The organism is Mycobacterium sp. NGS24, assembly GCF_059813065.1.
Window position 1 is genome coordinate 20,774 of the sequence record NZ_JCALDW010000023.1, and the last position, 24,027, is coordinate 44,800.

The following is a 24,027-nucleotide window of genomic DNA, read 5'->3' on the forward strand; positions in this document are numbered from 1 at the left end:
GCCATGGAGGAGCGTCAACTGAAGACCGACACCCGCCCATTCCTGGAACTGCCCAGCGAGCAACGGCTGGAACTGGTGCGCACCTCGCCGGGTATCGCCGCGCCGGCCAGCTGGCGGATCGCACAGTTCGTCGCGTTCTCCCGGCCCCGGACGTGCATTCCGGGCATGTTGGGTTTCTATCTGGCCAGTGTCGTCGCCGGCGAGGTGAGTTCGCTGGCCCTGGTCGTCGGAATGGTGGTGTCCTACCACATCGCAGCGATCGCGAACCTGTACAACATCTACACCGACGTCGCGGAGGACAACGAGAACATCCCGTCGCGGGTGTACGAACTGAGCCGGTACGGCCGGGACCGGCTGCTGCGCCACACCCACCTGCTGGCCGTGTTCAACTTTGCGCTCTCGTTGCTGGTGAATCCGTGGTTCGCCGGCTTGACCCTGCTGGCTTTGATTGGCTGCCAACAGTATTCATTCCGACCGCTGCGGATGAAGGCGCGGGCACGGATCGGGATCCTGTACTTCGCCAATGCGGTGGCCTATCCGTATGTGAGCGCGGTGCTGGCCTCCGATCTGAGATGGGACGTGCTGACCGATCCGCAGTACTGCGCGCTGGCCCTGTACCTGTTCGTCTGGTTCTGCGCCAAAGGCCTGACCAAGAACGTGCCCGATTACGAAGGGGACAAACGAGTCCACGTCACCACCTCGGCGACGTTGAGCGCCACCAGACACCGTGCCGCGTTGATCGCCGCGGTGGCGACGGTACTGGTGTATGCCGCCGTCGTGGTTCCGGTTGTGCTCGGCTTCCTGGCTCCCACGTACCTGATTGCCCTGATCTGGCTTCCGGTGTCGTGCATCCAGGCGTGGCGCCTGGTGCGCACGGTTGACCAGAAGTCGTCCAACGACATGCTGCGCGACGACATGTTCGTCTCGGTGGGCTATCTGTCGACTCTCATCCTGATCGAGCGGATCTCGGTGGTGTCGGTCGCGGTGGTGGTTGCCGGATTCGCGGTCATGCTGATCACCGACCGGTTGCGTCTGGATACCAGACGAGCCGAAGACTTCGAATTGCCATGAGGGCCAAGCGCATTTCGATGCACGACCACGCCAGGAACCCGCTGCGGATCAGGTTCGACCTGTCCCGCAACGAGTTGGCGTTCGACCCGCTCCCGGAGGTGCGGGAGATCCTGTCCAGCAGTGCGGCCACCCTCTGCCACTACCCCCACAATCACCATGTCGCCGAACTGACCGCGGAGATCAGTGCCCTGCACGGAGTTTCGCGAGACCGGGTCGTCATCGGTCCCGGCAGCGTCGGCGTCCTGGACGCCGTCCTGCACGCCGCACCGGTACGGGGGTCGACGGTCTTCGGGCTACCGGCCTTCGACGAATACGCGGTGCTGGTGTCGCGGGCCGGCGGTGTCCCGGCCGGGGTGGCCAGCGACCCGCCGGGAAACCAATCGCTACAGGGCATCTTGTCGCGCGCCGATGCGTCGACCCGTCAGGTGATCGTCGGCGCGCCGCACAGCCCGACCGGCGCCACGGTGAGCGTGACCGACCTGACCGCGCTGCGCGACGCGCTGCCCGAAACCGTGCTGCTGGTGGTCGATCAGGCGTACGCAGAGTTCGACGAGACGTTGCCGGACGACGCGGTGCGGCGCCTAGTGAGCGGTCCGGACGACGTGGTGGTGCTGCGCAGCTTCTCCAAGGCCTACGGACTGGCCGGGCTGCGGATCGGATACGGCGTGTTCAGCAGCGCCGCCCTGGCCGCGCGCGCCCGGAACGCCGTCCCGACATACTCGGTGAACTCGATCGGCATCACCGCGGCCGCAGAGTCGCTGCGACATCAACACCAGCTGCAGCGCCGGGTGGCCGGCGTCATCGAGGACCGGAACAGGTTGGAAGAGTTCCTGATTCGTCACAACCTGCACTGCGGGACGCGGTCGCAGGGCAACTTCGTATGGGTACCCGCGCCGGATGCGCACGCCCTGTTTCAGCGGGCACTCAGCGACGGCATCCTGGTGCGCGAGTATCCCGGGCTGGGGGTGCGGATCACCGTTCAATCCGGCGCATCCGTGGACGCCGTGATCCATTGTCTGACCGAACACAGCCGGATCCATGCATAACCGGCACCTGTTCTCCAATGCGCTCGGGCGGCAACGCTTCGCCGACGAGCTGGTGGACTATCTGATCGCCCTCGGCGTGGAATACCTCTTCGGCATGCCGGCGGAGTCGGTGAACTCGCTGGTCCATGCGGCGAGCAAGCGCACCGAGATCCGGGTCGTCACCACCCGCCACGAGACCGCCGCGGCACTGATGGCGGTGGGGTACGCCAAGGCATCCGGCCGGCTGGGCGTGTGCTTCGGCACCGCCGGGCCCGGCGCGACCAACCTGGTGGCCGGAGCCTACGAGGCCTTCGTGAGCCGGGTTCCGTTGCTGGCCATCACCGGTCAGGTTCCGGTGGCCAACATCGGCCGGGACTCGTTCCAGGAGATCGACTCCGAGGCGCTGTTCAGGTGCTGCACCTCGTCCTCGGTGCAGATCCATGCGGCCAGTCAATTCGAGCGATTCGCCCGCTCCGCGGTGCTGGCCGTACACGAGTCCACCGCCTGTCACGTCGCGATCCCCGGGGACGTGCTCTACGCGCCGATCGCCGCCGACAACACGAGCCTTTTCGTTCCGCGGCCGCCGGCACCGGCCCTGCCGAGCAAGGAGGAGTTCAGCTCGATCGCCGAGTTCCTGGAATCCGACGACCTGGCCATCCTGCGGTCCTGCCCGGACGCCACCTATGACGAACTGGCCCAACAGCTTTCGGTACGACTGGGCTGTCCGTTACATGACGTGCGGGATGCCGGTGTGATCCCGTCCGGCGACGTGCTGGTGCTGGGGCGATCGAGTCCGTTGCTGCGCCGGCGCGTGCAAGCGCACGCGAACCTGTTGGAGCTGACCGACCGGCGTTTCACGGCCAAGCAGATGCCCTACACCCGTCAGATCGTCTGCGACGTCGCAGCCACCCTGAATACCCTCCTGGAATCGGAACCTGCACCGGACGACGACGCCGCCACCGCCCCCGAATCAGTGTTCACCGACCTGGCCGACGTGGCTGGATCATCCAGCCTGGCAGGCATTCCCGGTGCCGCCCTACCCCTGGGTATCGGCGCGGCGCTGGCCGGCCGGTCGCGGTGCAAGGTGGTCACCGACCGTGCGCAACTGAGCCAGTTCGCCCCGGATCTGTCCAGCCTGGCCGGTGCCGATCTCGACGTGGTCTGCACCGACGCCCCTGCGAATCTGGCCGGGATATCGCTGCTAGGCCAGGCGTTCTCATTGCCTGGCGGCATCACTGCGGCAGTTCGGGAGACCCGCCCGCCGGATCGGCCGCCGCGCCCCGGCGAGCGGTCACTGGCCGCCAGTCTGGCGGCGAATCTGGCTGCACCGGTGCAGATCAGCGAATTCTGCGCGCCGCTGCTGCCCGCGTTCGGCAGCGCACAGCGCAGCGCCAACGCCCAGGCGCCGTCGATGAGCGCGTCCGCCCTGCGCAAGGCCGGCAGCCCGTCAGCCGGGACCGTCGCAGCCACCGGTCCGGCGCTGCTGTTGCAGCTCAACGGCATCTATGACGCGGCGCTCGACCACGCCCGAATCCTGGTCACCACGGTGGAAACCGAGGAGTGGCTGGTCGATGCGGGCCGGGTGCTCGACGAGGTCAGTGTCGCGCGCTACGTCGTCGACAACCCGGCGACGGCCGCAGCCATAGTGCGGCGGGCATGTGCTACTGCAGCGGACTCCGGCACCGGCGTGGTGCACCTGCAGGTGCGGGCCGCCGCGCTCGCTGCGGAATGGCACGAAACCGGCGCTGCCCCAGTCGAATCAGTGCCGTTGCGGCCCACCGCGCCCGACGAATCGGCGCTCGCCGCGGCGATTGCTGCACTGCGCGGCGCACAGCGGGTGGCCATCGTCGCGGGTCGCGGCGCGGCGGGCTGTGCGGAGTTGCTGACCGCGCTGTCCGGGGCGCTGGGTTGCTCGGTGCACCTGACGATGGGCGGCGATTCGGTGGTCGACGACCCGGCACTGCGCACGCCGGGACGGGTCGGCGGATCCGGCGACCTGCGGGCATTCCGCGACGTCGCCCAGGCCGATGTGCTGCTGCTGGTCGGGGTTTCGAATCGGGGTTCGGCTTTCGATCTGGGCGCTACCGGTCGAACCGTGGTGGTGAATGTCGATCCGAACGCGATGCTGCGCCTCGGCGAGCAGGACGTCTGCGTCCTCGGTGACGCCATGGCCACGTTGGAGGCACTGGTCGGTGCGCTCCGCGGGGAGGCTACCAACCACCAACGGCCACAACGCAAGCCGCGCACCCGTCGGCGTCGTCGGCGCGCCGAGCGTGCTCCACTTCGGGCGTCCGCACTGACCAAGGCGATCAACGAGGAACTGGCCCGCTTCGGCGGCTCGGCCACGGTGTGCGCGGATGTCGGCGTCAATACGCTGTGGGTGTACCGCTACATCACCGCGATGACGCGCAGCATCTGGTCAGCGTCCTTCGGCACCATGGGATTTGCGGTGCCCGCGGCGATCACGGCGGCGCGCAACACCGAAACCCAGCTGGCGGTGGCGGTGGCCGGTGACGGCGGCACCTCGGTGACGCTCAGCCAGATCCGGTCGGCAGTGGGCCTCACCAAGCCGGTGGTGTTCGTCGTCGTCAACAATCTGGCGCTGGCGGCGATCAAGTACGAAAGCGAGATCATGGGCTGGCCGGACCGCGGTTCGGCGATCCCGGACATCAACTTCGCGGACTACGCCGCGTCCGTCGGCGTCGCGTCGCGGCGCGTGCACACCCTGGGTGAGTTCCGGGCCGCGTTCACCGAGGCCATCGGCGCACCCCGGCCGTACCTGATCGACGCCCGCTGTGTGCTCAACGACGCCCCGGTGCAGGCCGGCCGCAAGCACTGGCGCCAGGTCGCCGGGTTCTTCGTGGCGTGGACGAAGGAGGGGCGCCAGGCCGGCGGTGCGTCGTTCCGCGAAGTACTGCGCGCCGTGGTGCGCGGCAAGCTGTACGAGGCGGGCCTGCGGCGCGTCGGGTGATTCACACTCGCGAAACCGTGGCCGGCAGACCGCCCTTGACCATCACCGAGAAGGTGAACTGCGGCTCGGGGTGCCAGCCGTCGGGCACGCTCAGCCGGTAGCGCTGGAACAGGATCGTCAGGAAGAACTGCGCGGCCAGGTAGGCCATGCTGGTGCCCAGGCAGAAGTGCTGCCCGGAGCTGAACGGCATGAACGCCAGCCGCGGCCGCTCCCGCACCTGGTCGGCATCGATGAACCGCATCGGGTCGAAGCGGTCCGGTTCCGGCCACCACCGCGGGTCGCGGTGCACCACCGACATCGACGCGCCCACCAGGGTGAACTTGGGCAGCCGGTAGCCGCCGAGCTCGTTGTCGGTCATGCAGAACCGCGGGAAGAACGGGTGACCCTGCATCCGCTGGCCCTCGTCGAAGCACGCCTTGGCCCAGGTCAGGCGGGACAGGTCGTCGAACGTGGGCAGGGCGCCGCCCAACGCGTCGACCTCCGCGTAGAGCCTGGCCAGGCTGTCGGGGTTCTTCAGCAGCAGCGCCACCGTCCAGGTCAGCGCCGCACCGGTGGGGTCGTATGCACCCCCGAGCAGGCCGACGATCTCGGCTGCCAGGTCGGCCCGGTTGATCGGCGAACCGTCCTCGTAACGCGCGTCCAGCAGGGTGTCCAGGAAGTCCGGCGTCTCCAGGGGGTTCTTCCTGCGGTCCTTGATCAGCCGCCCGACCAGCCGGTAGATCCGCGCCAGCGCCGGGAACAAGCTCGACTTACCTTTGCGCGGAAGCACATTGGGGAACGGCACCATCAGCGTGGTCAGGCCGAGCAGGCCGGTGATCGCCCGCATGTCGGCGTCCAGCCGGCGCAGTTCCTGCTCCCCGATCGAAGCGGAGAACAGCGTCTTGAGGTACACCTTCAACGTCAGCAGAGTGATCTCGTACTGCAGGTCCACCGGACGCCCGGCGCCGACGAACGACGACCAGCCGGCCAGGCGCTCGTCGAACTCGCTGCAGAAGATGTCCGCCATGGTCGTCATGTGCCGACGGGTGAACATCGGCATCAGCATCTTGCGTCGTTCCCGCAGCTTCGGGCCTTCCAGCATGATGCTGTTGGCCCCGATGACCTTGAGCAGCGGACCGAGCAGGTCGTAGCGGCTGTACCGGCCGTCCTGGTCGTCCATGAACTCGCGCAGCAGGTCCGGGTGGGTCACCGCGACCATGTCGAGCAGCGGCATCGGGATCCGGAACATGTCGCCGTAGCCGGCCGCGCCACGACTGATCAGCTCGAACGGGTCCCGGCGCAGCTCGAAGAAGGAGCCGACGACGGGCAACCCCCTGGGCCCCGGCGGCAGCGGCAGGGGGCGGCCGTAGCCGCGGGCCGCGCCGAGCAAGGTGGGCACCGAGAGCCGGGTGGGCCAGAGGGGGTCTTCGCGCAGCGCGCCGACCGCGCTGAGCCGACCGGACGCCAACTTCCCGGCATCGCCATCCTGCGGCTCGACCGGCCGGTACAGCGGCTCTTCCGCAGCGGTCAACGCGTCACACCCTTTCGGTTAGGCAGGCCTAAGTTACCGCGCTGGCCAGGTCGGTCGCGAATCGCGTCGCCATCCTGCTGGTGACGGTCGACGAGGTGATCCGGATGCCGTACCGGGGCCGGTACGGGTCGACGGCGAAGATGTCACCCGGCTGCACCGCCCACCCGGCCCGCGTCAACCGGCCCACCGTCGCATCCACCGCCTGCGCATCGGCAAGGTCGACCCAGAGGTTCAGACCGTCCGGACTGCCCAGCGGCGAAATACCTTTGGCCACCAGAGCTTCCGCCAGAATAAGGCTGCGCCTGGCGTAACTGCGCCGGGCCCGGCCGAGTTGCGCGGCCGTCCCCGGATCGGTGAGCAGGTGCGCCGCGGCGGCCTGCAGCAGATGACTGACCCAGGTCTTGCCCGCGCGCAGCCGGGCACCGATCAGTTGAGCGGTCTGCGGATTCGCGGCCACCATGGCTACCCGCAGGTCCGGACCCAGGAATTTGGCGACGGAACGTACCAGCGCCCAGTTGTTCGTCGACGGCGGAGTCACCCGGCAGTACGGCGCCGACGACACCAGCGAGAAGTAGTCGTCCTCGATCACCAGCACCTCGGGATAGTCGGCCAATACCGCGCGCAACGCGGCGGCGCGGCGGTGGTCGATGCTCACTCCGGTCGGGTTGTGCGCCCGGGGGGTGACGATCACGGCACGGGCACCCCGGTTGGCGATCGCGTTGCGCAGCCCGGCCACCGTCATGCCGCTTTCGTCGACCGGGACGGGTACCCGCTGGTAACCGTTGAGCCGCACGGTGCCGATGCTGGCCAGGAAACAGGGATCCTCGACAGCGACCGCGTCCCCGCGGGCCAGACAGGTACTCAGCACGCGCTCGACGGCGTCGACGGCGCCGTGTGTCACCACGATCTGCACCGCGCCGGTTCCGCAAGCGCCGACATCCGGCGTGAGCAACCGCTCGGCCACCGTCATCAACCGGTCTTCGACGGCCGGCGCCCCGTACATCGTCGGGTGGTAGCGGGCCCGGCGAATCGCCGCGAGCGGGTCCGGCAGCAACCGGGGGTCGGGATTTCCACTGGCCAGGTCGACCAGCCCGGAACCAGGGGTCTGCTCGGCGCCGAGATCGGGGATCTCGGCGATCGCCGTGCCCCGCCGGCCGCCGGCCTGCGCCACCCCCGCGGAGACCAACTGCCGGTACGCCGCGGCCACGGTGTTGCGGTTGACCTGCAACTCGGTCGCCAGCGTGCGGATCGGGGGCAGCAGCGCACCGGGAGCCAGGTCGCCGCGCGACACCAGGTCACGCACGCTGTCGGCGATGGCACTGGCGGTCGACCCGGATATCGGCGGCACGGCAGTCAATGTACCGGCCGACCGGTGATCAACAGCGTGATTTTGTCCTATGACAAACGATGCTAGATTTAATTTCACGATGAGAGGAAAGCTGCCAATGGTGGATCAACTGGTGCGGCCCCACGAGGGGATCGGGAAACGAGTTCTTACGTTCATCGGACGCCAGGAGTGGCTGGACAGACCCAGCTACCGTCTCGAGAACGTGCTCAGCTTCGTGTTCAATTCCTTTGGCGCGGCGCGCAATCGGGTCACAAACCTGCTCAACGGCGTCTGGCTCGGGCATCCCGCCCATCCGCCGCTGGCGTCGCTGGCCAGCGGCGCGATCGGCACGACCGTGGCCCTCGACGTCCTGCATGCGCTGCCGAGCCGGCCCGCCACCGAACGGCGCGACTCGGCACGATTCGCCCAGCGCGCGCTCGGCATCGGCATCCTGGCCAACCTCGGCTCCGCCGTCACCGGCGTCACCGACTGGCAACACACCCATGAAGAAGACCGCCGGGTCGGACTGGTGCACGGCGTGCTGAACCTGCTCGCCACCTCGCTGTACATCGCATCGTGGCGCGACCGGCAGCAGGGCCGGAATCTGCGCGGCATGGTGGTCAGCGCGGTCGGCTACGGCATCGCATCCGGCAGCGGCTACCTCGGCGGGTCGCTGGTGTTCGGCTCCGGCATCGGCATCGACCAGTCCGGCCCACGACTGGACCTGCCCGACTGGACACCGGTGCTGGCCGAGACGGAATTGCCGCAGGGAGCGCTGCAGCGCGTCGAGGTGGACGGTGTCGGCGTGATCGTCTGCCGCACCGGTGACGACGAGGTGTCCGCAGTCGGCGAGTTCTGCCCGCACCTGGCCGCACCGATGTCCGACGGCTGGCTGGACCGCGGCCGGATCGTCTGCCCTTGGCACGGTTCACAATTCGACGTCGAGTCCGGACACGTGGTGCGCGGGCCCGCGGCCGCGTCGCTGCCCTGCTACCAGGCTCGGCTGAACGAGGGCAAGGTCGAAATCCGATGAACGCCTACGACGTACTCAAAGACCACCACAACCTGCTCCGCTCGTTGGGCTCCCGACTGCGCGAGGCCCCGGTGGGCACGCCCGAGCGGCAGAAGTGCATCGACGATCTGCTGCTCGAGTTCGACATCCACATGCGCATCGAGGACGACCTGTACTACCCCGCGATGGCGGCCGCGACCACCCTGATCGCGATCGCGCACGCCGAGCACCGGCAGATCTACGACCAGCTGGCCGTGGCGCTGCGCACCTCGCCCAAATCGCCGGACTACGAAGCGGAATGGAACTCCTTCTTGACCGTGCTGGAGGCGCACGCCGACGAGGAGGAAAGGGACCTCGTCCCGCCGCCGGCACCGGTGGATCTGAGCGACGAAGAACTCGATCGGCTGGGCCGCGACATGTCCGAACGGATGCGCCAGCTCCGCAACTCCAAGATCCAGCGAATGCACGTCAGAGGCAGGGCGGCACTGTTGCGGGCGTTCTGATCGCACCGATAACGTTTACCGGATGGAGTCGTACGGTATAGGAGGACCATGACGCCATCCAGCGAGGCCTCGACTGCCGACAAGCGCCACCACGTCGTCATCATCGGAAGCGGGTTCGGCGGCCTGAACGCGGCCAGGAAGCTCAAGCGGGCCGACGTCGACATCACCCTGATCTCCAAGACCACCACCCACCTGTTCCAGCCGTTGCTGTACCAGGTGGCCACCGGCATCCTCTCCGAAGGCGACATCGCCCCGACCACCCGGTTGATCCTGCGCCGGCAGAAGAACGTGCGGGTCCTGCTGGGCGAGGTCAACGCCATCGACCTGAAGGCCCAGACGGTCACGTCGAAATTGATGGACATGGAGACGGTGACCGGGTACGACAGCCTCATCGTCGCGTCCGGCTCCCAGCAGTCCTACTTCGGCAACGACGAGTTCGCCACCTTCGCGCCCGGTATGAAGACCATCGACGACGCGCTGGAATTGCGCGGCCGCATCCTCGGCGCGTTCGAAGCCGCCGAAGTCAGCACCGACCACGACGAGCGGGAACGCCGGCTGACCTTCGTGGTGGTGGGTGCCGGGCCCACCGGCGTCGAGGTGGCCGGGCAGATCGTCGAACTCGCCGAACGCACGCTGGCCGGGGCATTCCGGACCATCACGCCCAGCGAGTGCCGGGTGGTCCTGGTCGACGCGGCGCCGCTGGTGCTGCCCCCGATGGGCGAGAAGCTGGGCGGCAAAGCGCAACGCCGGCTGGAGAAGATGGACGTCGAGGTGCAGCTCAATGCGATGGTGACCGCCGTCGACTACAAGGGCATCACCATCAAGGAGAAGGACGCCGGCGAGCGCCGCATCGAATGTGCGGTCAAGGTGTGGGCGGCCGGCGTGCAGGCCAGTTCGCTGGGCAAGATGGTCGCCGAGCAGTCCGACGGCACCGAGACCGACAAAGCCGGCCGGGTGGTCGTGGAGCCCGATCTGACCGTCAAGGGACACCCCAACGTCTTCGTCATCGGCGACCTGGCGTCGGTCGAAGGTGTGCCCGGCATGGCCCAGGGCGCGATCCAGGGCGCGAAGTACGCGACCACGGTGATCAAGCACATGGTCAAGGGCAAGGACGACCCGGCCACCCGCGAACCGTTCAAGTACTTCAACAAGGGCAGCATGGCCACCATCTCGCGGTACAGCGCGGTGGCGCAGGTCGGCAAGCTGGAGTTCGGCGGTTTCATCGCCTGGCTGGCGTGGCTGGTGCTGCACCTGGCGTATCTGGTCGGCCACCGCAACCGGATCGCCGCGCTGTTCTCCTGGGTGATCTCGTTCCTGGGCCGCACCCGCGGGCAGATGGCCATCACCAGCCAGATGATCTACGCCCGAGTGGTGACCAAGTGGATGGAGGAGAGCCAGGGGCTCTCCGCCGCCGAGAGCCAGGGCGCACTGGCCGCCGCCGAACAAGCGGAGAAAGCCGAGCAGAAAGCCGGTTAGCTCAGGGCCTGGTCGATATCGGCGATCAGATCGTCGGTGCCTTCCAGTCCGACCGAGATCCGCACCACGCCGTCGCCGAGACCGATCGCGGCGCGGCCCTCCGGTCCCATCGCCCGGTGCGTCGTGGTCGCCGGGTGTGTCACCAGTGATTTCGTGTCGCCCAGGTTGTTGGAGATGTCGATCAGCCGCAGCTTGTCCAGCACCTCGAAGGCCCGCTGTTTGGCGGCATCCGCTGCGGCGTCCAGTGCGAACGTGACAACCGTTCCGCCGCCGGTCATCTGGCGCTTGGCCAGATCGTGCTGCGGGTGCGACGGCAGGAACGGGTAGCGCACCCAGCTGACCGCGGGATGACCCTCCAGGAACTCGGCGATGCGCTGCGCCGAGGAATTGCTGTACTGGACCCGGACCGCAAGTGTCTCAAGGCCTTTCAGCATGACCCAGGAATTGAATGCACTGAGCGCCGGGCCGGTGTGCCGCATCAGCTTCTGCACCGGGCCGTCGATGTACTCCTTATCGCCCAGGATCGCCCCACCGAGCACCCGGCCCTGGCCGTCGATGTGCTTGGTGCCCGAATACACCACCACGTCGACGCCCAACGGGAAACCCTGCTGCAGCAGTGGGGTCGCAAAGACGTTGTCCAGCACCACTTTTGCCCCCGCCGCGTGGGCCAATTCGGTGACCGCGGCGATGTCCACCAGCGACTGCATCGGGTTCGAGGGGGTCTCGAAGAACACCGCCTGGGTGGGCACCGACAGCGCCTCCTCCCACTGGGACAGGTCGTCACCGTCGACGAAGACGGTCTCCACCCCCCAGCGCGGCAGGATCTCGTTGCACACCACGAAGCAGGAACCGAACAGGCTGCGGGCGGCGACCAGCCGGTCGCCCGCGCCCAGCAGCGCACCGAGTGAGACGAACACCGCGGCCATGCCGCTGGCCGTCGCGAACGCCGCCGGGGCGCCCTCGATCAGGCGCAGCCGCTCCTGGAACATGCTCACGGTCGGGTTGCCGTAGCGGGAGTAGACGTAGTGCTCGACCTCGCCGGTGAACGACTGCTCGGCAACCGCCGCCGACGGGTAGACATAGCCGGACGACAGGAACAGTGCCTCGGAGGTCTCCTCGAAGCCGGTGCGCGTCAGGCCGCCGCGCACCCCCAGGGTTGCCGGGCCGACACCGTCGGGCAGCTCAGCCATCTAACCCTGTCTCCAGGGCAGCCCGACCGCGCGCCAGCCCGTCGCACCCCGGTGGCCCTGGGCGTCGAGCTGGCCTTCGAAACCGTCCAGCACGTTGTAGGACGGCGTGATGCCGGCCTCGGTGGCGACCTCCGCGGCGCCGATGGACCGGTTGCCCGACCGGCACAGGAAGACCACCGGGCGATCTGGCGCCCCGGCGGACGGGAGCTGGTCGCGCAGCTCGGTCAGGAAGTTCTCGTTGTGCTGGCCGTTGAATTTGTTCCACTCGATGAACAGCACCTCGCGGCCCAGACTGGACAGATCGGGGACGCCGACGAAACTCCACTCGGCGTCGGTGCGCACGTCCACCAGCACGGTCTCGGGGTTCTGCACGATCATGTCCCAGGCCTGGAGGGGCGTGATGTCTCCTGCGTAACTCACCCGCGAGAGTCTCGCATATTCAGCCGGGTCGCGACCTGCCGGGCGCGGTCGCGGGCGGCGGCCACCTCGGGCGCGGTGGCCAGCGCCAACACCCGATTCGGCGTGGCAATGCCGGGTGCGTCGGCGGCGGCCGGATCGAATATCCGCAGGTCGCTTTCCGGGACACTGAGCGCTGCGGCGAGCACGTCGGCACCGGGGGCCGCGGGCCCCCGGTCGAGCAGAACGGCAGCTCCCGGCGAGACCATCATGGTGTCGACCGCCACCCCCAGAATCGCGCGGGCCTGCAACTCGAACACCGAGAGTCGCTGACTGCGCAGGGTGACCCAGGCGCTGTCCGGCGGACCGGTCGTGACCTCGGCGAAGTACACCTCGTCCCCGTTGATCATCAGTTCGACGCTGAACACGCCGCGCCCGCCCAGCGCCTTGACGATCCGCGCGGCGATCGACTTGGCCGCGTCCAGGGCGGCGGTGGTCAGCTGCTGGGGTTGCCAGGATTCCAGTTCCCCGGCCTGCCTGCGGTGCCCGATCGGTGAGCAGAACTCGATGACCGGCCCGTTCGGGCCTTCGGTCCGGACCACGATCAGGGTGACCAGGAATTCGACGTCGACCACCGTCTCGGCCCAGACCCGGCCGACACCACCCTCGGTGGCGCGTGCCCACGCAGCTGCGATCTCGTCGCCGGCACGAACCAGGGACCGCCCGGTGCCGGCGGCGGACTTGACCAGGATCGGGAACCCGGCGTGGGCGCCGACCGCTTCGAGTTCGGCGAGCGTTTCGACGAACCAGAACGGCGCGGTGGGCAGGCCGAGTTCGTCCGCGGCCAGCCGGCGCAGACCCTCCCGGTCGGAGGTCAGCTGCACGGCCTGCGCCCCGGGCACCAGCTCGATGTCCGGATCTGCCAGACCGGTCACGGCTGCCCCGGTGAGCGTCACCACGAAATCCGGCGCCAAGGCCTGCGTGGTCGCGGTGAGCTCCTCGGCGTCGGTCCACGTCTCGGCATCGGCGGTGAACACTTCGGCACCCAGCCGCTGCAACGCGACGGTCAGCTCCTGAGCCGCTTCGTCGGCACCCAGCAGCAGAACTCGCGGCGGCCCAGCCTCCTCGGCCTGCTCTGTGGTCACGGGTCAAGGATAGGGGCGGCCGCCGCAACCACGCTTCTCGCCTCATATTTTGAATTTTCGTGAAACTCTTGTGAAACTCTGCTGAGTCGCTGTGAGTTCTGGCCGAGGGCCGAGGGAGGGTGCATGTCGTTCGTGACGACCCAGCCGGAGGCGCTGGGCGCAGCCGCGCACGACCTGGCGTGTATCGGGGCGGCCATGCGTGCTCTCAACGATGCATCGGCCGCCCTCACCACCGCGCTGCCGCCCGCGGCCGCAGACGCGGTGTCGGCAACGACGGCACTGCGGTTCGCCTACCACGCGAACATGTATCAGCTGGTCAGTGCGCAGGCCGCGGCCGTGCACGAGCAGTTCGTCGCCGCGCTGGCATCCGGCGGTGGCTCGTATGCGGCCACCGAGACCGGCAACGCCGCCGCGACCGGTTCGGCCGGGGTGTAACGCGATGCAGGGCCTGGACTTCGGCGAGCTGCCCCCCGAGATCAATTCGGCCCGTATCTACGCCGGACCCGGATCGGGGCCATTGATGCAGGCCGCGGCTGCCTGGGAGCGGCTGGCCGGCGAACTCAACGCGGCCGCGGAGTCGTACGCCGCGGTGATCTCCGGCCTTACCAGCCAGGAGTGGTTGGGGCCGTCGTCACTGTCGATGGCGGCCGCGGTCACGCCGTACCTGACGTGGATGCGCGGCACTGCCGTCCAAGCCGAACAGGCCCGCGCCCAGGCGCTGGCCGCTGCGAACGCCTACGAGGCGGCCTATGCGGCCACGGTGCCGCCCGCGGCGGTTGCGGCCAATCGCAGCACGGCGATGTCGCTGGTCCGGACCAATATTTTCGGGCAGAACACCCCCGCCATCGCGACCACCGAGGCCAACTACGGCGAGATGTGGGCGCAGGACATCGTCGCGATGGACGGTTACGCCGGCAACTCCGAGGCCGCCTCGCAGTTGGATCCGTTCACCTCGCCCCCGGCCACCACCGACGCCGCTGCCGCTGCGGCCGCGCCGGCAGCCACGGTGGGTGACGTGATCGGCGACCTGATCGCCGGCCTACCGAACCCGTTCGAGGACCTCGACCTGCTGGTGCTCGGCACGCTGGGCCTCTCGGCTGCCAGCCTGGTCGTCGCGCTGGGGCAGTTCAGCGAAGAGGTTCGCAGCGACGAGGTCGAGGAGCAGGAGCTGCAGGCCGGCAACGAGCTCGAACAGAACGAGCTCCAGGCCGGCCAGGCGGGGTTTGCCGAGGAGCCGTACCTCGGGCGGGCCGCATTGGCGCCGCGACCGATCGCAGCGGGGGCCGCCGCGATCTCCGGCAATTCGGCCAGCCTCAACGGGCTCTCGGTGCCGCAGAGCTGGTTCCTGCCCCCGGCGGTGCGTCAAGTCGCCGCGATGTTCCCCGGCACCACACCGCTGTTCACCGGCGGCGAAGGTGGCGGCTATGTGGGCTTGGCCGCGGCCGGTCTGGCCGGCACCGGTCTGGCCGGGCTGGCAGCGCGCGCCGGTGCGTCGTCGACGCCGACCCAGGCGGCCCCGGCCGCCGGTGCGGCCGCCACCCGGCCCGCGGCCAACACGCCCGCGATCCCGGCCGCCGCTGCGGGCGTGCAGTTTCCGGGGTTGCCGTCCGGGCTGCCGCCCGGCGTGGTGGCCAATCTGGCGGCGACGCTGGCCGCCATCCCCGGGGCGACCATCATCGTGGTGCCGCCGGATCCCCAGCAGCAGTAGCGATCAGGGCTGACCGGGCAGCAGCCGCACCATCAGCCCGTTGCCGTCCGCGAGCAGGTTCTCGTCGGCATCCACCAGCTCCGCGGACACGAACGCTTTGCGCCCCTCGGTGCGGGTGACCCGCCCGCGGATGGACAGCGGCTCATCGATCGGGGTGACCTTGCGGTAGTCGACGTGCAGGAAGGCGGTCCGGCTGATCGGCCGGCCGGCTGCGTGCGAGATCATGCCGAACGTGTGGTCGAACAGCAACGGCAGCACTCCCCCGTGCACCGCCATGTTGCCGCCGACGTGGAAACGGCTGAAATGACCGGTCATTTCCACGCTGTCGGGACCGTAACGGGTCAGGTCCCACGGCGGCAGCAGCAAACTGCCCATGCCGGGCAGATCCGGCGTCCGGCCGGCAGGTGAGATACCTTCGGCGGCCTGAAACGGTCCCAGCAACTCGACCAGCGCGGCGGCATGCTCGGCGGCCCTGTCCCACACGTCGTCGTCGGGCGCAGCGGACACCGCAAGATCCTGGACCCGGCGCATGGCGGTGACGAAGCGCCGGAAACCCGCACCGGGATCGGCCGGCCCGAATTCCGGGAAGCCGCCGTGGTGCTCGTATTCGGGGTCGAGGTCCTTGGGGTCCGGGTCGGTCACGGACGCGCCGCCAGGACGTCCCGGCGCACGATGGTCTGGTCGCGCCCGGGACCCACGCCGATGCACGAAACATGCGCTCCGGCAAGCTCTTCCAGCCGCAGCACATAGTCGCGGGCCTTAGCGGGCAGGTCGTCGAACTCGCGGGCGGTCGAGATGTCCTCCCACCAGCCGGGCAGCTCCTCGTACACCGGGGTGGCGTGACACAGGTCGCTCTGGGTCATCGGCATCTCGTCGGTGCGTTTGCCGCCGACCTCGTAGCCGACACACACCGGCACCGTCTCCAGGCTGGACAGCACGTCGAGCTTGGTCAGGAAGTAGTCGGTGATCCCGTTGACCCGGGTCGCGTATCGCGCGATGACGGCATCGAACCAGCCGCAACGGCGACGCCGGCCGGTGGTGACACCGAACTCGCCGCCCGTCTTGGACAGGTATTCGCCGTTCTCGTCGAACAGTTCGGTCGGGAACGGGCCCGAGCCCACCCGGGTGGTGTAGGCCTTCAGGATCCCCAGCACCGTGCCGATGCGGGTCGGGCCGATGCCCGAACCCACCGCCGCGCCACCGGCCGTCGGATTCGACGAGGTGACGTAGGGGTAGGTGCCGTGATCGACGTCGAGCAGGGTGCCCTGCGAGCCTTCCAGCAGCACCGTCTCGCCCGCGTCCAGTGCGTTGTTGAGCAGCAGCCGGGCGTCGGCGATGCGGTGCCGGAAACCTTCGGCCTGCTCCAGCAGTGCCTCGACCACCTGGCCGGGTTCGAGCGCTTTGCGGTTGTAGATCTTGACCAGCACCTGGTTCTTGAACTCCAGTGCCGCCTCCACCTTGTGGGTCAGCTGGTCGGGGTCCAGCACATCGGCGACCCGGATTCCGATCCGGGCGATCTTGTCCTGGTAGCAGGGTCCGATGCCGCGGCCGGTGGTGCCGATCTTCTTGCTGCCCATGTAGCGCTCAGTGACTTTGTCGATGGCCACGTGATAGGGCATCAGCAGGTGGGCGTCGGCGGAGATCAGCAGCCGGGAGGTGTCGACACCGCGGTCTTCCAGGCCTTTGAGCTCGTCGAGCAGGACGCCCGGGTCAATCACCACGCCGTTGCCGATGACGTTGGTGACCCCCGGGGTCAGCACGCCGGACGGGATCAGGTGCAGCGCGAAGTTCTCACCGGTCGGCAACACGACGGTGTGCCCGGCGTTGTTGCCGCCTTGGTAGCGCACCACCCACTGCACGCGTCCGCCGAGCAGATCTGTGGCCTTGCCTTTGCCTTCGTCGCCCCATTGGGCGCCGATCAGCACGATTGCCGGCATGACGTGCTCCCACCTCGTCTGGCGGGTTATGCCCGCTTATTGTGGTCCAGCCGGTGACCTACCCTATCCTGCGGTGCGCAAGGAGTGTCATGAACGCGCCTATTAACCGAGCGGAAACCGCGGTCAGCGTGGCGGTTCTGCCGTTCGACGAGGGACCGCTGCCGCCCGCGTTGCGAGGTCTGGATGTCGGCGGAACCGACATCAGTACCCTCCCGGGCCGCTATCGGCGGCTCGTTGTCGTCGGTGCCGACGCCGACCTGGCCGCCGTACTGACCCGGCTGTTGCGCGTCGACCGGCTGGACGTCGAAGTGGCGTACGTCCCGCGCGGGCGCACCCGCGCCAGCCGGGCCTACCGGTTGCCGACGGGATCCCGGGCGGCGCGACGGGCCGTCGGTGGCACCGCGCGCCGGGTCCCGCTGATCCGCGACGAGACCGGGACGGTGCTGGTGGGACGGGCCAGCTGGGTGCCGGCCGAGGGGTCGCCGGCGATCCGTGGCGAGGCGATCGTCGACGACACCGTGCTGTTCGACGGGGACGCCGCCGAGGTGTGGATCGAGCCCACGGCGGCGATCCCGGGTCTGCGGGCGGGGTTGGCGGGCCGCTGGCCGCGCTGGGTGAGCGGGCGTGCCGCCCAGCTGGGCACCCCCGGCGCCCGCGTGCTGCGTGACGGTGTGCCGGCCAAGCGTCCGGTGCGTCGATCGACGTTCTACCGCAACGTCGAGGGCTGGTTGCTGGTCCGGTAGCTTCGACCGGTGAGCGATCGGCGGGTGCACGAATCGGTGCGGCCTAGCCCGATCTTTCTCGGCCTGGTCGGGTTGACCGCAGTCGGCGCCGCGCTGGCCTGGGCGGCCGGATCCACGGTGCGGCCGCTTGCTTACGCTGGCGTGTTCGTCTTCGTCATCGCGGGGTGGCTGGTGTCGCTGTGCCTGCACGAGTTCGGGCATGCCTACACCGCCTGGCGATTCGGTGACCACGATGTCGCGGTGCGCGGTTACCTCACGCTGGATCCCCGCCGCTACAGCCATCTCGGCCTGTCACTGGTGTTGCCGATGGTGTTCATCGCCCTGGGCGGTATCGGGCTGCCGGGGGCCGCGGTCTATGTGCGGACCGGGTCCATGTCTCCGGCGCGGCGCACCATGGTGAGCCTGGCCGGGCCGGCGATGAATCTCCTGCTGGCCGTGTTGCTGTTGACGACGGTCCGGTGGTGCTACCAGCCGTCGCACCGGGTGCTGTGGGCCGGAGTTGCGTTTCTGGGGTTCCTGCAGATCACCGCGGTGCTGTTGAACCTGCTGCCCATCCCGGGCCTGGACGGCTACGACGCGCTGGAGCCGCACCTGAGCCCGCAGACCCAGCGCGCGGTGGCCCCCGCCAAGCAGTGGGGCGTCTTCTTTCTGCTGTTCGTGCTGTTGTCGCCGGTGACGAGTCAGTGGTTCTTCGGGCTCGTCTACGAACTCTTCAGCTTGTCGGGGGTGTCGCCGCGGCTGTCGGGGATGGGCGCCGGGCTGACCCGGTTCTGGGGTTCGTTGTTCTAGGTGTGCCGGCGTGCTGGCCACCGAGCCGGTAAGCACGCCCACCCCGTCCGGCGTGTCGGGTGCGTGGATTCAGTGTCGCGGCGCTGGCACTGTTGCGATATATGCGTGATTGCGCATATATTACTCGCCATGGGCGCCGGACACAGTCACACCCCCGCCGAGGCGGACGCCTCGCGGATGATCCCCAAGATGATCGGCGCCGCCGCGATCCTGGCGACGTTCTTCGTCATCGAGCTGACCACGTCGTTGCTGATCAACTCCATCGCGCTGCTGGCCGACGCCGGCCACATGCTCACCGATGTGGTGGCCGTCTTCATGGGATTGGCCGCCGTCGTCCTCGCTCGCAAAGGCAGCTCGTCGCCGAACCGCACCTACGGCTGGCATCGTGCCGAGGTGTTCACCGCGGTGGCCAACGCCGCGCTGCTGGTCGGGGTGGCGGCGTTCATCCTCTACGAGGCGATCGACCGGCTCGGCGGCGCACCGACCGTGCCAGGCCTGCCGATGATCGTGGTGGCGCTGGCCGGAGTGGCCGCCAATTTCGCCGTGGCCATGCTGCTGCGCTCGCACTCCGAGGACAGCCTGGCCGTCAAGGGCGCCTACATGGAGGTGGTGGCCGACACCGTCGGCAGCATCGGGGTGCTGATCGCCGGGATAGTCACCGTCACGACGCACTGGCCCTACGCCGACGTGGTGGTCGCGGTGCTGGTCGCGCTGTGGGTGCTGCCGCGGGCGATCGCGCTGGCCCGGGCGGCACTGCGCATCCTGTCCGAATCGTCTCCCGCGCACATCGACGTCGACGAGTTGCGGTCGGCGCTCGGTGCGGTGGACGGGGTCACCGAGGTGCACGACCTGCACGTGTGGACGCTCTCCCCCGGCAAGGACATGGTCACCGCACACCTGACCAGCGCAAGCGACTCGGGCCGGGTGCTGCACGAGGCACGCGCGGTGCTGTCGGCGCGCGGGTTGGAGCACGCCACCGTCCAGATCGACTGCCCGGACGGCCACTGCGAAGAGACGTTCTGACTACAGCCCCAGGGCGGGCCGCGCGCCGGGGTCGCAGTCGTCGAGCAGATCCAGGCAGCGCCGGAACTCGTCGGTCTCCCCGATGGCGTCGGCGGCGCGCGCCAACGCGGCCACGCAGCGCAGGAAACCCCGGTTCGGCGGGTGCTGGTAAGGCACCGGCCCGAACCCTTTCCAGCCGTTGCGGCGCAGCTGGTCCAGGCCCCGGTGATAGCCGGTGCGCGCGTACGCGTAGGCGGTGATCGCCCTGTCCTCGGCCAGCGCCTCTTCGGCGAGTGCAGCCCAGGCCACCGACGCCGACGGGTGCGTCGCGGCGACGATGCCCGGCTTCTCGCCAGCCAGCAACTCGGCTTCGGCTTCGCTGTCGCCGGGCAGCAGGATCGGATCAGGTCCCAGAAGGTCACCCATCGGTGTCATGCGGCCCATTCTGCCAATTCGGCTGCCGCGGTGAGCACACCAGCCGCGGTTGGGTCGCTAAGCTCCTTCTATGCCCAACGCACCCGAGCCAGGCCGCGACCGCACCGGTTTCCGCGGCAAACCGGGCAGCCAGCGCGACCCCGGCGAAACCCAGAACCCACCGCCGGCATCCGGTGAGGCCGAAACCGAGACGCTGAAACTCGCCAAGCAGCAACCGGTGGCGGCCAGCGAACCGGCCGAGGCCGAAGAACCGGAACGGCGCTTCACCGCACCCGGCTTCGACGAGAAGGAAACCCAGGTGATCGCCACGGCGCCGGAGGCGGCCACCGAGGCGTTCCAGACCCAGCCGCCCGCCGCCCAGCCGACGCCACCCGCCAAAGCGGCCGTGCCCCAGTCGATCCCCGGGCGGACCGGGGGCAAGGCGTCGTTCAAGAACCGCAACTGGGGCTGGGTGCTGGCCATCGTGGTGATCGTGCTGGCACTGGCGGCGATCGCCATCTTCGGCACCGTCCTGCTGACCCGCAAGGACCATCCGAAAGCGTCGCAGGAAGACCAGGTCAAGCAGACCATCCAGAATTTCGACATCGCGATCCAGCGGGGCGACCTGACCGCGCTGCGCAGCATCACCTGCGGGACCACCCGCGACGGTTACGTGGAGTACGACGAGAAAGCCTGGTCAGAAACCTACCGGCGGGTCTCGGCGGCCAAGCAGTTTCCGGTGATCGCCAACATCGACCAGGTGGTCGTCAACGGCCAGCACGCTGAGGCCAACATCACCACGTTCATGGCCTACGACCCGCAGACGCGCTCGACGCGCAGCCTGGACCTGCAGTTCCGCGACGACCAGTGGAAGATCTGCCAGTCCAGTTAGCCCGCGAGGGACTTGCCCGCGCAGTGCAGGTCGTTGCAGGCCTCCACCACCCGCTCGGCCATTGCGGCTTCGGCCTTCTTCAGATAGCTGCGCGGGTCGTAGACCTTCTTCGAGCCCACGTCGCCGTCGACCTTGAGCACGCCGTCGTAGTTGGTGAACATGTGGCCCGCCAGCGGGCGGGTGAACGCGTACTGGGTGTCGGTGTCGACGTTCATCTTCACCACGCCGTACCGCAGGGCCTCCTCGATCTCGGACTTCTCCGAGCCGGACCCGCCATGGAAGACGAAGTCGAAGGGTTGGGCGTCGTCGGACAACCCGAGCTTGGCGGCCGCCACCTTCTGCCCCTGCGCCAGGATGTCGGGGCGCAGCTTCACGTTGCCCGGCTTGTAGACGCCGTGCACGTTGCCGAACGTCGCCGCCAGCAGGTAATGACCATGTTCGCCGTGCCCCAGCGCGTCGATGGTCTTCTCGAAGTCCTCCGGCGTGGTGTACAGCTTGTCGTTGATCTCGTTGGCGACGCCGTCCTCCTCGCCGCCGACCACCCCGATCTCGATCTCGAGGATGATCTTGGCCTCGGCCGCGTGCTTGAGCAGCTCGCGGGCGATTTCCAGGTTTTCGTCGATCGGGACCGCCGAGCCGTCCCACATGTGCGACTGGAACAACGGATTGTTCCCCGCGCGCACCCGTTCCGCGGAGATCGCCAGCAGCGGCCGCACGTAGGTGTCGAGTTTGTCCTTGGGACAGTGGTCGGTGTGCAGGGCCACGTTGATCGGGTACTTCGCCGCGATGACGTGGGTGAACTCGGCGAGCGCCACCGCGCCGGTCACCATGTCCTTGACCCCGAGGCCGGACGCGAACTCCGCACCGCCCGTCGAGAACTGGATGATGCCGTCGCTGCCGGCGTCGGCGAACCCTTTGATGGCGGCGTTGACGGTCTCCGACGAGGTGCAGTTGATGGCCGGGAACGCGTAGGCGTTCTTCTTGGCGCGGCCCAGCATCTCGGCGTAAATCTCAGGGGTTGCGATGGGCATGGAACGGCTCCTCCTACAGAGACTCTTCTCAAGACCTAGAGACTGGGCCTACTCAGTATTACAACGCCGGTATGTTGAAGCATCATGAGCACTACCGTCGTAGCCTCCGGCAGCATCCTGGACCCGATGTTCTGGATCGGCCCGGAGGGTCTGTTCGCCTCCGCGGTACTGCCGACCATCCTGGTCATCGTCTTCGTCGAGACGGGTCTGCTGTTCCCGCTGCTGCCCGGCGAGTCGCTGCTGTTCACCGGCGGATTATTGGCCGCCAAAGGGACGCTGGACATCTGGGTGCTGGCACCGGCCGTCGCCGTGGTCGCGATCCTCGGTGACCAGACGGGATATTTCATCGGTCGGCGCATCGGCCCCGCGCTGTTCAAGCGGGAGGACTCCCGCTTCTTCAAGCAGCACTACGTGACCGAGTCGCACGCGTTCTTCGAGAAGTACGGACCGTGGGCCATCATCCTGGCCCGGTTCATGCCGTTCGTCCGGACGTTCACCCCGGTGGTGGCGGGCGTGTCCTACATGCGCTACCCGGTGTATCTGGCCTTCGACATCGTCGGCGGCGTGCTGTGGGGCGGCGGCGTCACCATCGCCGGTTATTTCCTGGGCAACGTGCCGTTCGTGCACCAGAATCTGGAAAAGATCATCCTGGGCATCCTGTTCGTGTCGATGATCCCGGCGTTCATCGCGGCGTGGAAAGGCTTTCGCGGCCGACGCCGGGCCGCTGCGGCGGCGCCCGAAGACGAGGCCGATCCGCTAGTGCTTCCCGACTGACGCGACGCTGTGGGCGGCTTCCATCAGCATCCAGCCCGACAGTTGCACCGACAGGTCCCGCTCCGGGATCTCCGAGCTGTTCACCGCGCCCGCCACGAACTGCGCCTCTTTGCCGGCGGCGACGGGTATCTCGGCGTCGCGGTCCCAGAACGCGCCGAACACCGGTAGCCCGTCCACCGTCTGGCGGTTCTCCCACGCCGACTTCGCCGAGGACAACACGATCTTGGCAGCGGTGTCCCGGGCCGCCACATCCTCGGCGGCGTCCCCCGGCAGGTCGGTGGCGACCAGCGCCAGATAGCGCGCGGTGATCCCGGCGAACAGACCGCCGTCGCCACCGCCGGCCCCCCGCAGCACACCGGCGGGCGCCATCTCGTTGTCAACCGCGGCAACCAGGCGGTGCACCCGCGGCCGGTGCCGGTCGTCGTGGGTGCGTTTGGCCAGTTCGGTCTCCAGCCCGAGCACCACACCCTGGCAATAGGTGTATTGCGCGCGGACCAGTGAACCTTCTTTGATGCCGTCGAACACCAGGTGGTTGTCAGGGTCGATCAGGGTCTCGTCGATCCAGTCGGCCAGCTGCTGCGCCCGCCGCAGGTGCCCTTCGTAGCGGGCCAGGAAGATGCCCGCCGGACCGTTGGCGGGTGCGTTGAAGAACCGGTCCTGTTTGCGCCACGGGATGCCGCCGCCATGCTCGGGCATCCAGGCGTTGACGAACTGCCTGGCCAGCTTGGGCAGCGCGCGGCTGCGCTCCACCCCGACCAGGCGGGCCGCCCGTTCCAGCGCCAGCGCCAGCCAGGCCATGTCGTCGTAGTAGCTGTTGGTCCAGCGCAAGTTGTTGCGCAACCGGTGCGAGCGGACCTGCCGGTTGATCCGGGTGTGCCGCTCCGGCTGCGGGTCCCGCAACTGCGCGTCGATCAGGCAGTCCAGCAGGTGGGCCTGCCACCAGTAGTGCCAGGTGCCGAACAGCCGGTCTTGCCGATTCGACGGCCAGGCCACCACCCCGAGCTGGGTGGCGGGCAGACCCCACAGCCGGGTCAGATTCCGTTGCGTGACGGCGGCTTCGGAGCTGGCGGCGCGGTTCGCCCATACCTGGTCCATACCTGTCGATCCTGCC

At 68.5% G+C, this 24,027-nt stretch carries 23 protein-coding genes; 13 read left to right on the forward strand and 10 right to left on the reverse strand.

Annotation, left to right across the window (positions count from 1 at the left end; genetic code table 11):
* The first annotated feature begins 3 nt into the window (after positions 1-3).
* From AC5Y6Y_RS22665 to AC5Y6Y_RS22675, 3 genes are read left to right on the forward strand one after another with little or no spacing between them, the layout of a single operon-like run.
* Positions 4-1,071, forward strand: coding sequence for a UbiA family prenyltransferase (locus tag AC5Y6Y_RS22665; RefSeq protein WP_473139467.1), 1,068 nt, complete (start codon positions 4-6; stop codon positions 1,069-1,071).
* Positions 1,068-2,117: a pyridoxal phosphate-dependent aminotransferase gene (locus tag AC5Y6Y_RS22670; RefSeq protein ID WP_463825535.1), complete on the forward strand. Its 1,050-nt coding sequence runs from the start codon at positions 1,068-1,070 to the stop codon at positions 2,115-2,117. Before AC5Y6Y_RS22665 ends, AC5Y6Y_RS22670 begins: the two co-directional genes overlap by 4 nt.
* On the forward strand, positions 2,110-5,067 hold the full coding sequence (locus tag AC5Y6Y_RS22675; RefSeq protein WP_473139468.1) for a thiamine pyrophosphate-binding protein: 2,958 nt from the start codon (positions 2,110-2,112) through the stop codon (positions 5,065-5,067). The genes AC5Y6Y_RS22670 and AC5Y6Y_RS22675 overlap by 8 nt, the downstream gene beginning before the upstream one ends.
* 1 nt (position 5,068) lies before the next feature.
* Here the strand turns inward: AC5Y6Y_RS22675 and AC5Y6Y_RS22680 are convergent, their stop codons facing one another.
* The gene (locus AC5Y6Y_RS22680) at positions 5,069-6,577 is read right to left on the reverse strand and encodes a cytochrome P450 (protein ID WP_473139469.1); all 1,509 of its coding nucleotides are present in this window, start codon (positions 6,575-6,577) and stop codon (positions 5,069-5,071) included.
* 28 nt (positions 6,578-6,605) lie between these two features.
* Positions 6,606-7,925 carry an aminotransferase class I/II-fold pyridoxal phosphate-dependent enzyme gene (locus AC5Y6Y_RS22685; protein WP_473139470.1) on the reverse strand — a complete coding sequence of 440 codons (1,320 nt, stop codon included), beginning with the start codon at positions 7,923-7,925 and terminating at the stop codon, positions 6,606-6,608.
* Positions 7,926-8,034: 109 nt separating this feature from the next.
* On the opposite strand from AC5Y6Y_RS22685, the gene AC5Y6Y_RS22690 reads away from it, so the two are divergent.
* Genes AC5Y6Y_RS22690 through AC5Y6Y_RS22700 form a run of 3 tightly spaced genes read left to right on the forward strand, consistent with a single transcriptional unit; the run spans position 8,035 to position 10,895 of the window.
* Positions 8,035-8,937 carry a Rieske (2Fe-2S) protein gene (locus tag AC5Y6Y_RS22690; RefSeq protein ID WP_499930466.1) on the forward strand — a complete coding sequence of 301 codons (903 nt, stop codon included), beginning with the start codon at positions 8,035-8,037 and terminating at the stop codon, positions 8,935-8,937.
* A complete protein-coding gene (locus tag AC5Y6Y_RS22695; RefSeq protein WP_463825530.1) occupies positions 8,934-9,419 on the forward strand; it encodes a hemerythrin domain-containing protein in 486 nt (161 codons plus the stop codon). The genes AC5Y6Y_RS22690 and AC5Y6Y_RS22695 overlap by 4 nt, the downstream gene beginning before the upstream one ends.
* Positions 9,420-9,467: 48 nt before the next feature.
* Positions 9,468-10,895: an NAD(P)/FAD-dependent oxidoreductase gene (locus AC5Y6Y_RS22700; protein WP_463825529.1), complete on the forward strand. Its 1,428-nt coding sequence runs from the start codon at positions 9,468-9,470 to the stop codon at positions 10,893-10,895.
* On the opposite strand, the gene AC5Y6Y_RS22705 is transcribed toward AC5Y6Y_RS22700, so the two are convergent.
* From AC5Y6Y_RS22705 to AC5Y6Y_RS22715, 3 genes are read right to left on the reverse strand one after another with little or no spacing between them, the layout of a single operon-like run.
* A complete protein-coding gene (locus tag AC5Y6Y_RS22705; RefSeq protein WP_463825528.1) occupies positions 10,892-12,085 on the reverse strand; it encodes an O-succinylhomoserine sulfhydrylase in 1,194 nt (397 codons plus the stop codon). The two genes, AC5Y6Y_RS22700 and AC5Y6Y_RS22705, sit on opposite strands and share 4 nt — an antisense overlap.
* On the reverse strand, positions 12,086-12,505 hold the full coding sequence (locus AC5Y6Y_RS22710) for a rhodanese-like domain-containing protein (protein ID WP_473139472.1): 420 nt from the start codon (positions 12,503-12,505) through the stop codon (positions 12,086-12,088).
* Complete coding sequence (locus tag AC5Y6Y_RS22715; protein WP_473139473.1) at positions 12,502-13,626, reverse strand: ATP-grasp domain-containing protein; 1,125 nt, start codon at positions 13,624-13,626, stop codon at positions 12,502-12,504. Before AC5Y6Y_RS22715 ends, AC5Y6Y_RS22710 begins: the two co-directional genes overlap by 4 nt.
* A gap of 123 nt (positions 13,627-13,749) precedes the next feature.
* On the opposite strand from AC5Y6Y_RS22715, the gene AC5Y6Y_RS22720 reads away from it, so the two are divergent.
* Both AC5Y6Y_RS22720 and AC5Y6Y_RS22725 read left to right on the forward strand, forming a co-directional pair.
* Positions 13,750-14,061, forward strand: a complete 312-nt coding sequence (locus AC5Y6Y_RS22720; protein ID WP_473139474.1) for a PE family protein — start codon at positions 13,750-13,752, stop codon at positions 14,059-14,061.
* Positions 14,062-14,074: 13 nt separating this feature from the next.
* Entirely contained in the window at positions 14,075-15,334 is a 1,260-nt protein-coding gene (locus AC5Y6Y_RS22725) for a PPE family protein (protein WP_473139511.1), read from the forward strand.
* 3 nt (positions 15,335-15,337) lie between these two features.
* On the opposite strand, the gene AC5Y6Y_RS22730 is transcribed toward AC5Y6Y_RS22725, so the two are convergent.
* Both AC5Y6Y_RS22730 and AC5Y6Y_RS22735 read right to left on the reverse strand, forming a co-directional pair.
* The gene (locus AC5Y6Y_RS22730; protein ID WP_473139475.1) at positions 15,338-15,976 is read right to left on the reverse strand and encodes a PaaI family thioesterase; all 639 of its coding nucleotides are present in this window, start codon (positions 15,974-15,976) and stop codon (positions 15,338-15,340) included.
* The gene (locus tag AC5Y6Y_RS22735) at positions 15,973-17,271 is read right to left on the reverse strand and encodes an adenylosuccinate synthase (RefSeq protein ID WP_473139476.1); all 1,299 of its coding nucleotides are present in this window, start codon (positions 17,269-17,271) and stop codon (positions 15,973-15,975) included. The genes AC5Y6Y_RS22730 and AC5Y6Y_RS22735 overlap by 4 nt, the downstream gene beginning before the upstream one ends.
* A gap of 89 nt (positions 17,272-17,360) precedes the next feature.
* Between AC5Y6Y_RS22735 and AC5Y6Y_RS22740 the strand changes: the two genes are divergently transcribed.
* From AC5Y6Y_RS22740 to AC5Y6Y_RS22750, 3 genes are all read left to right on the forward strand, one after another.
* Positions 17,361-18,014 carry a peptidase M50 gene (locus AC5Y6Y_RS22740; RefSeq protein ID WP_473139477.1) on the forward strand — a complete coding sequence of 218 codons (654 nt, stop codon included), beginning with the start codon at positions 17,361-17,363 and terminating at the stop codon, positions 18,012-18,014.
* A 9-nt stretch (positions 18,015-18,023) separates the two neighbouring features.
* On the forward strand, positions 18,024-18,803 hold the full coding sequence (locus AC5Y6Y_RS22745) for a site-2 protease family protein (RefSeq protein WP_473139478.1): 780 nt from the start codon (positions 18,024-18,026) through the stop codon (positions 18,801-18,803).
* Between the two features lie 129 nt (positions 18,804-18,932).
* Positions 18,933-19,826 (forward strand): cation diffusion facilitator family transporter, encoded by an 894-nt coding sequence (locus AC5Y6Y_RS22750; RefSeq protein ID WP_473139479.1) that lies wholly within the window; start codon positions 18,933-18,935, stop codon positions 19,824-19,826.
* Here the strand turns inward: AC5Y6Y_RS22750 and AC5Y6Y_RS22755 are convergent, their stop codons facing one another.
* Positions 19,827-20,240: a DUF3151 domain-containing protein gene (locus tag AC5Y6Y_RS22755; RefSeq protein ID WP_463825519.1), complete on the reverse strand. Its 414-nt coding sequence runs from the start codon at positions 20,238-20,240 to the stop codon at positions 19,827-19,829. It abuts the gene before it with no gap.
* Between the two features lie 70 nt (positions 20,241-20,310).
* Between AC5Y6Y_RS22755 and AC5Y6Y_RS22760 the strand changes: the two genes are divergently transcribed.
* A complete protein-coding gene (locus AC5Y6Y_RS22760; protein WP_463825518.1) occupies positions 20,311-21,111 on the forward strand; it encodes an Rv0361 family membrane protein in 801 nt (266 codons plus the stop codon).
* Here the strand turns inward: AC5Y6Y_RS22760 and fbaA are convergent.
* Positions 21,108-22,142, reverse strand: coding sequence for a class II fructose-bisphosphate aldolase (fbaA, locus tag AC5Y6Y_RS22765; protein WP_463825517.1), 1,035 nt, complete (start codon positions 22,140-22,142; stop codon positions 21,108-21,110). The two genes, AC5Y6Y_RS22760 and fbaA, sit on opposite strands and share 4 nt — an antisense overlap.
* Before the next feature lie 84 nt (positions 22,143-22,226).
* Here fbaA and AC5Y6Y_RS22770 point away from each other — a divergent pair, with 84 nt between their 5' ends.
* Positions 22,227-22,916 (forward strand): VTT domain-containing protein, encoded by a 690-nt coding sequence (locus AC5Y6Y_RS22770; protein ID WP_463825516.1) that lies wholly within the window; start codon positions 22,227-22,229, stop codon positions 22,914-22,916.
* On the opposite strand, the gene AC5Y6Y_RS22775 is transcribed toward AC5Y6Y_RS22770, so the two are convergent.
* Complete coding sequence (locus tag AC5Y6Y_RS22775) at positions 22,899-24,011, reverse strand: glycoside hydrolase family 76 protein (RefSeq protein ID WP_473139480.1); 1,113 nt, start codon at positions 24,009-24,011, stop codon at positions 22,899-22,901. The two genes, AC5Y6Y_RS22770 and AC5Y6Y_RS22775, sit on opposite strands and share 18 nt — an antisense overlap.
* Positions 24,012-24,027: the final 16 nt, after the last annotated feature.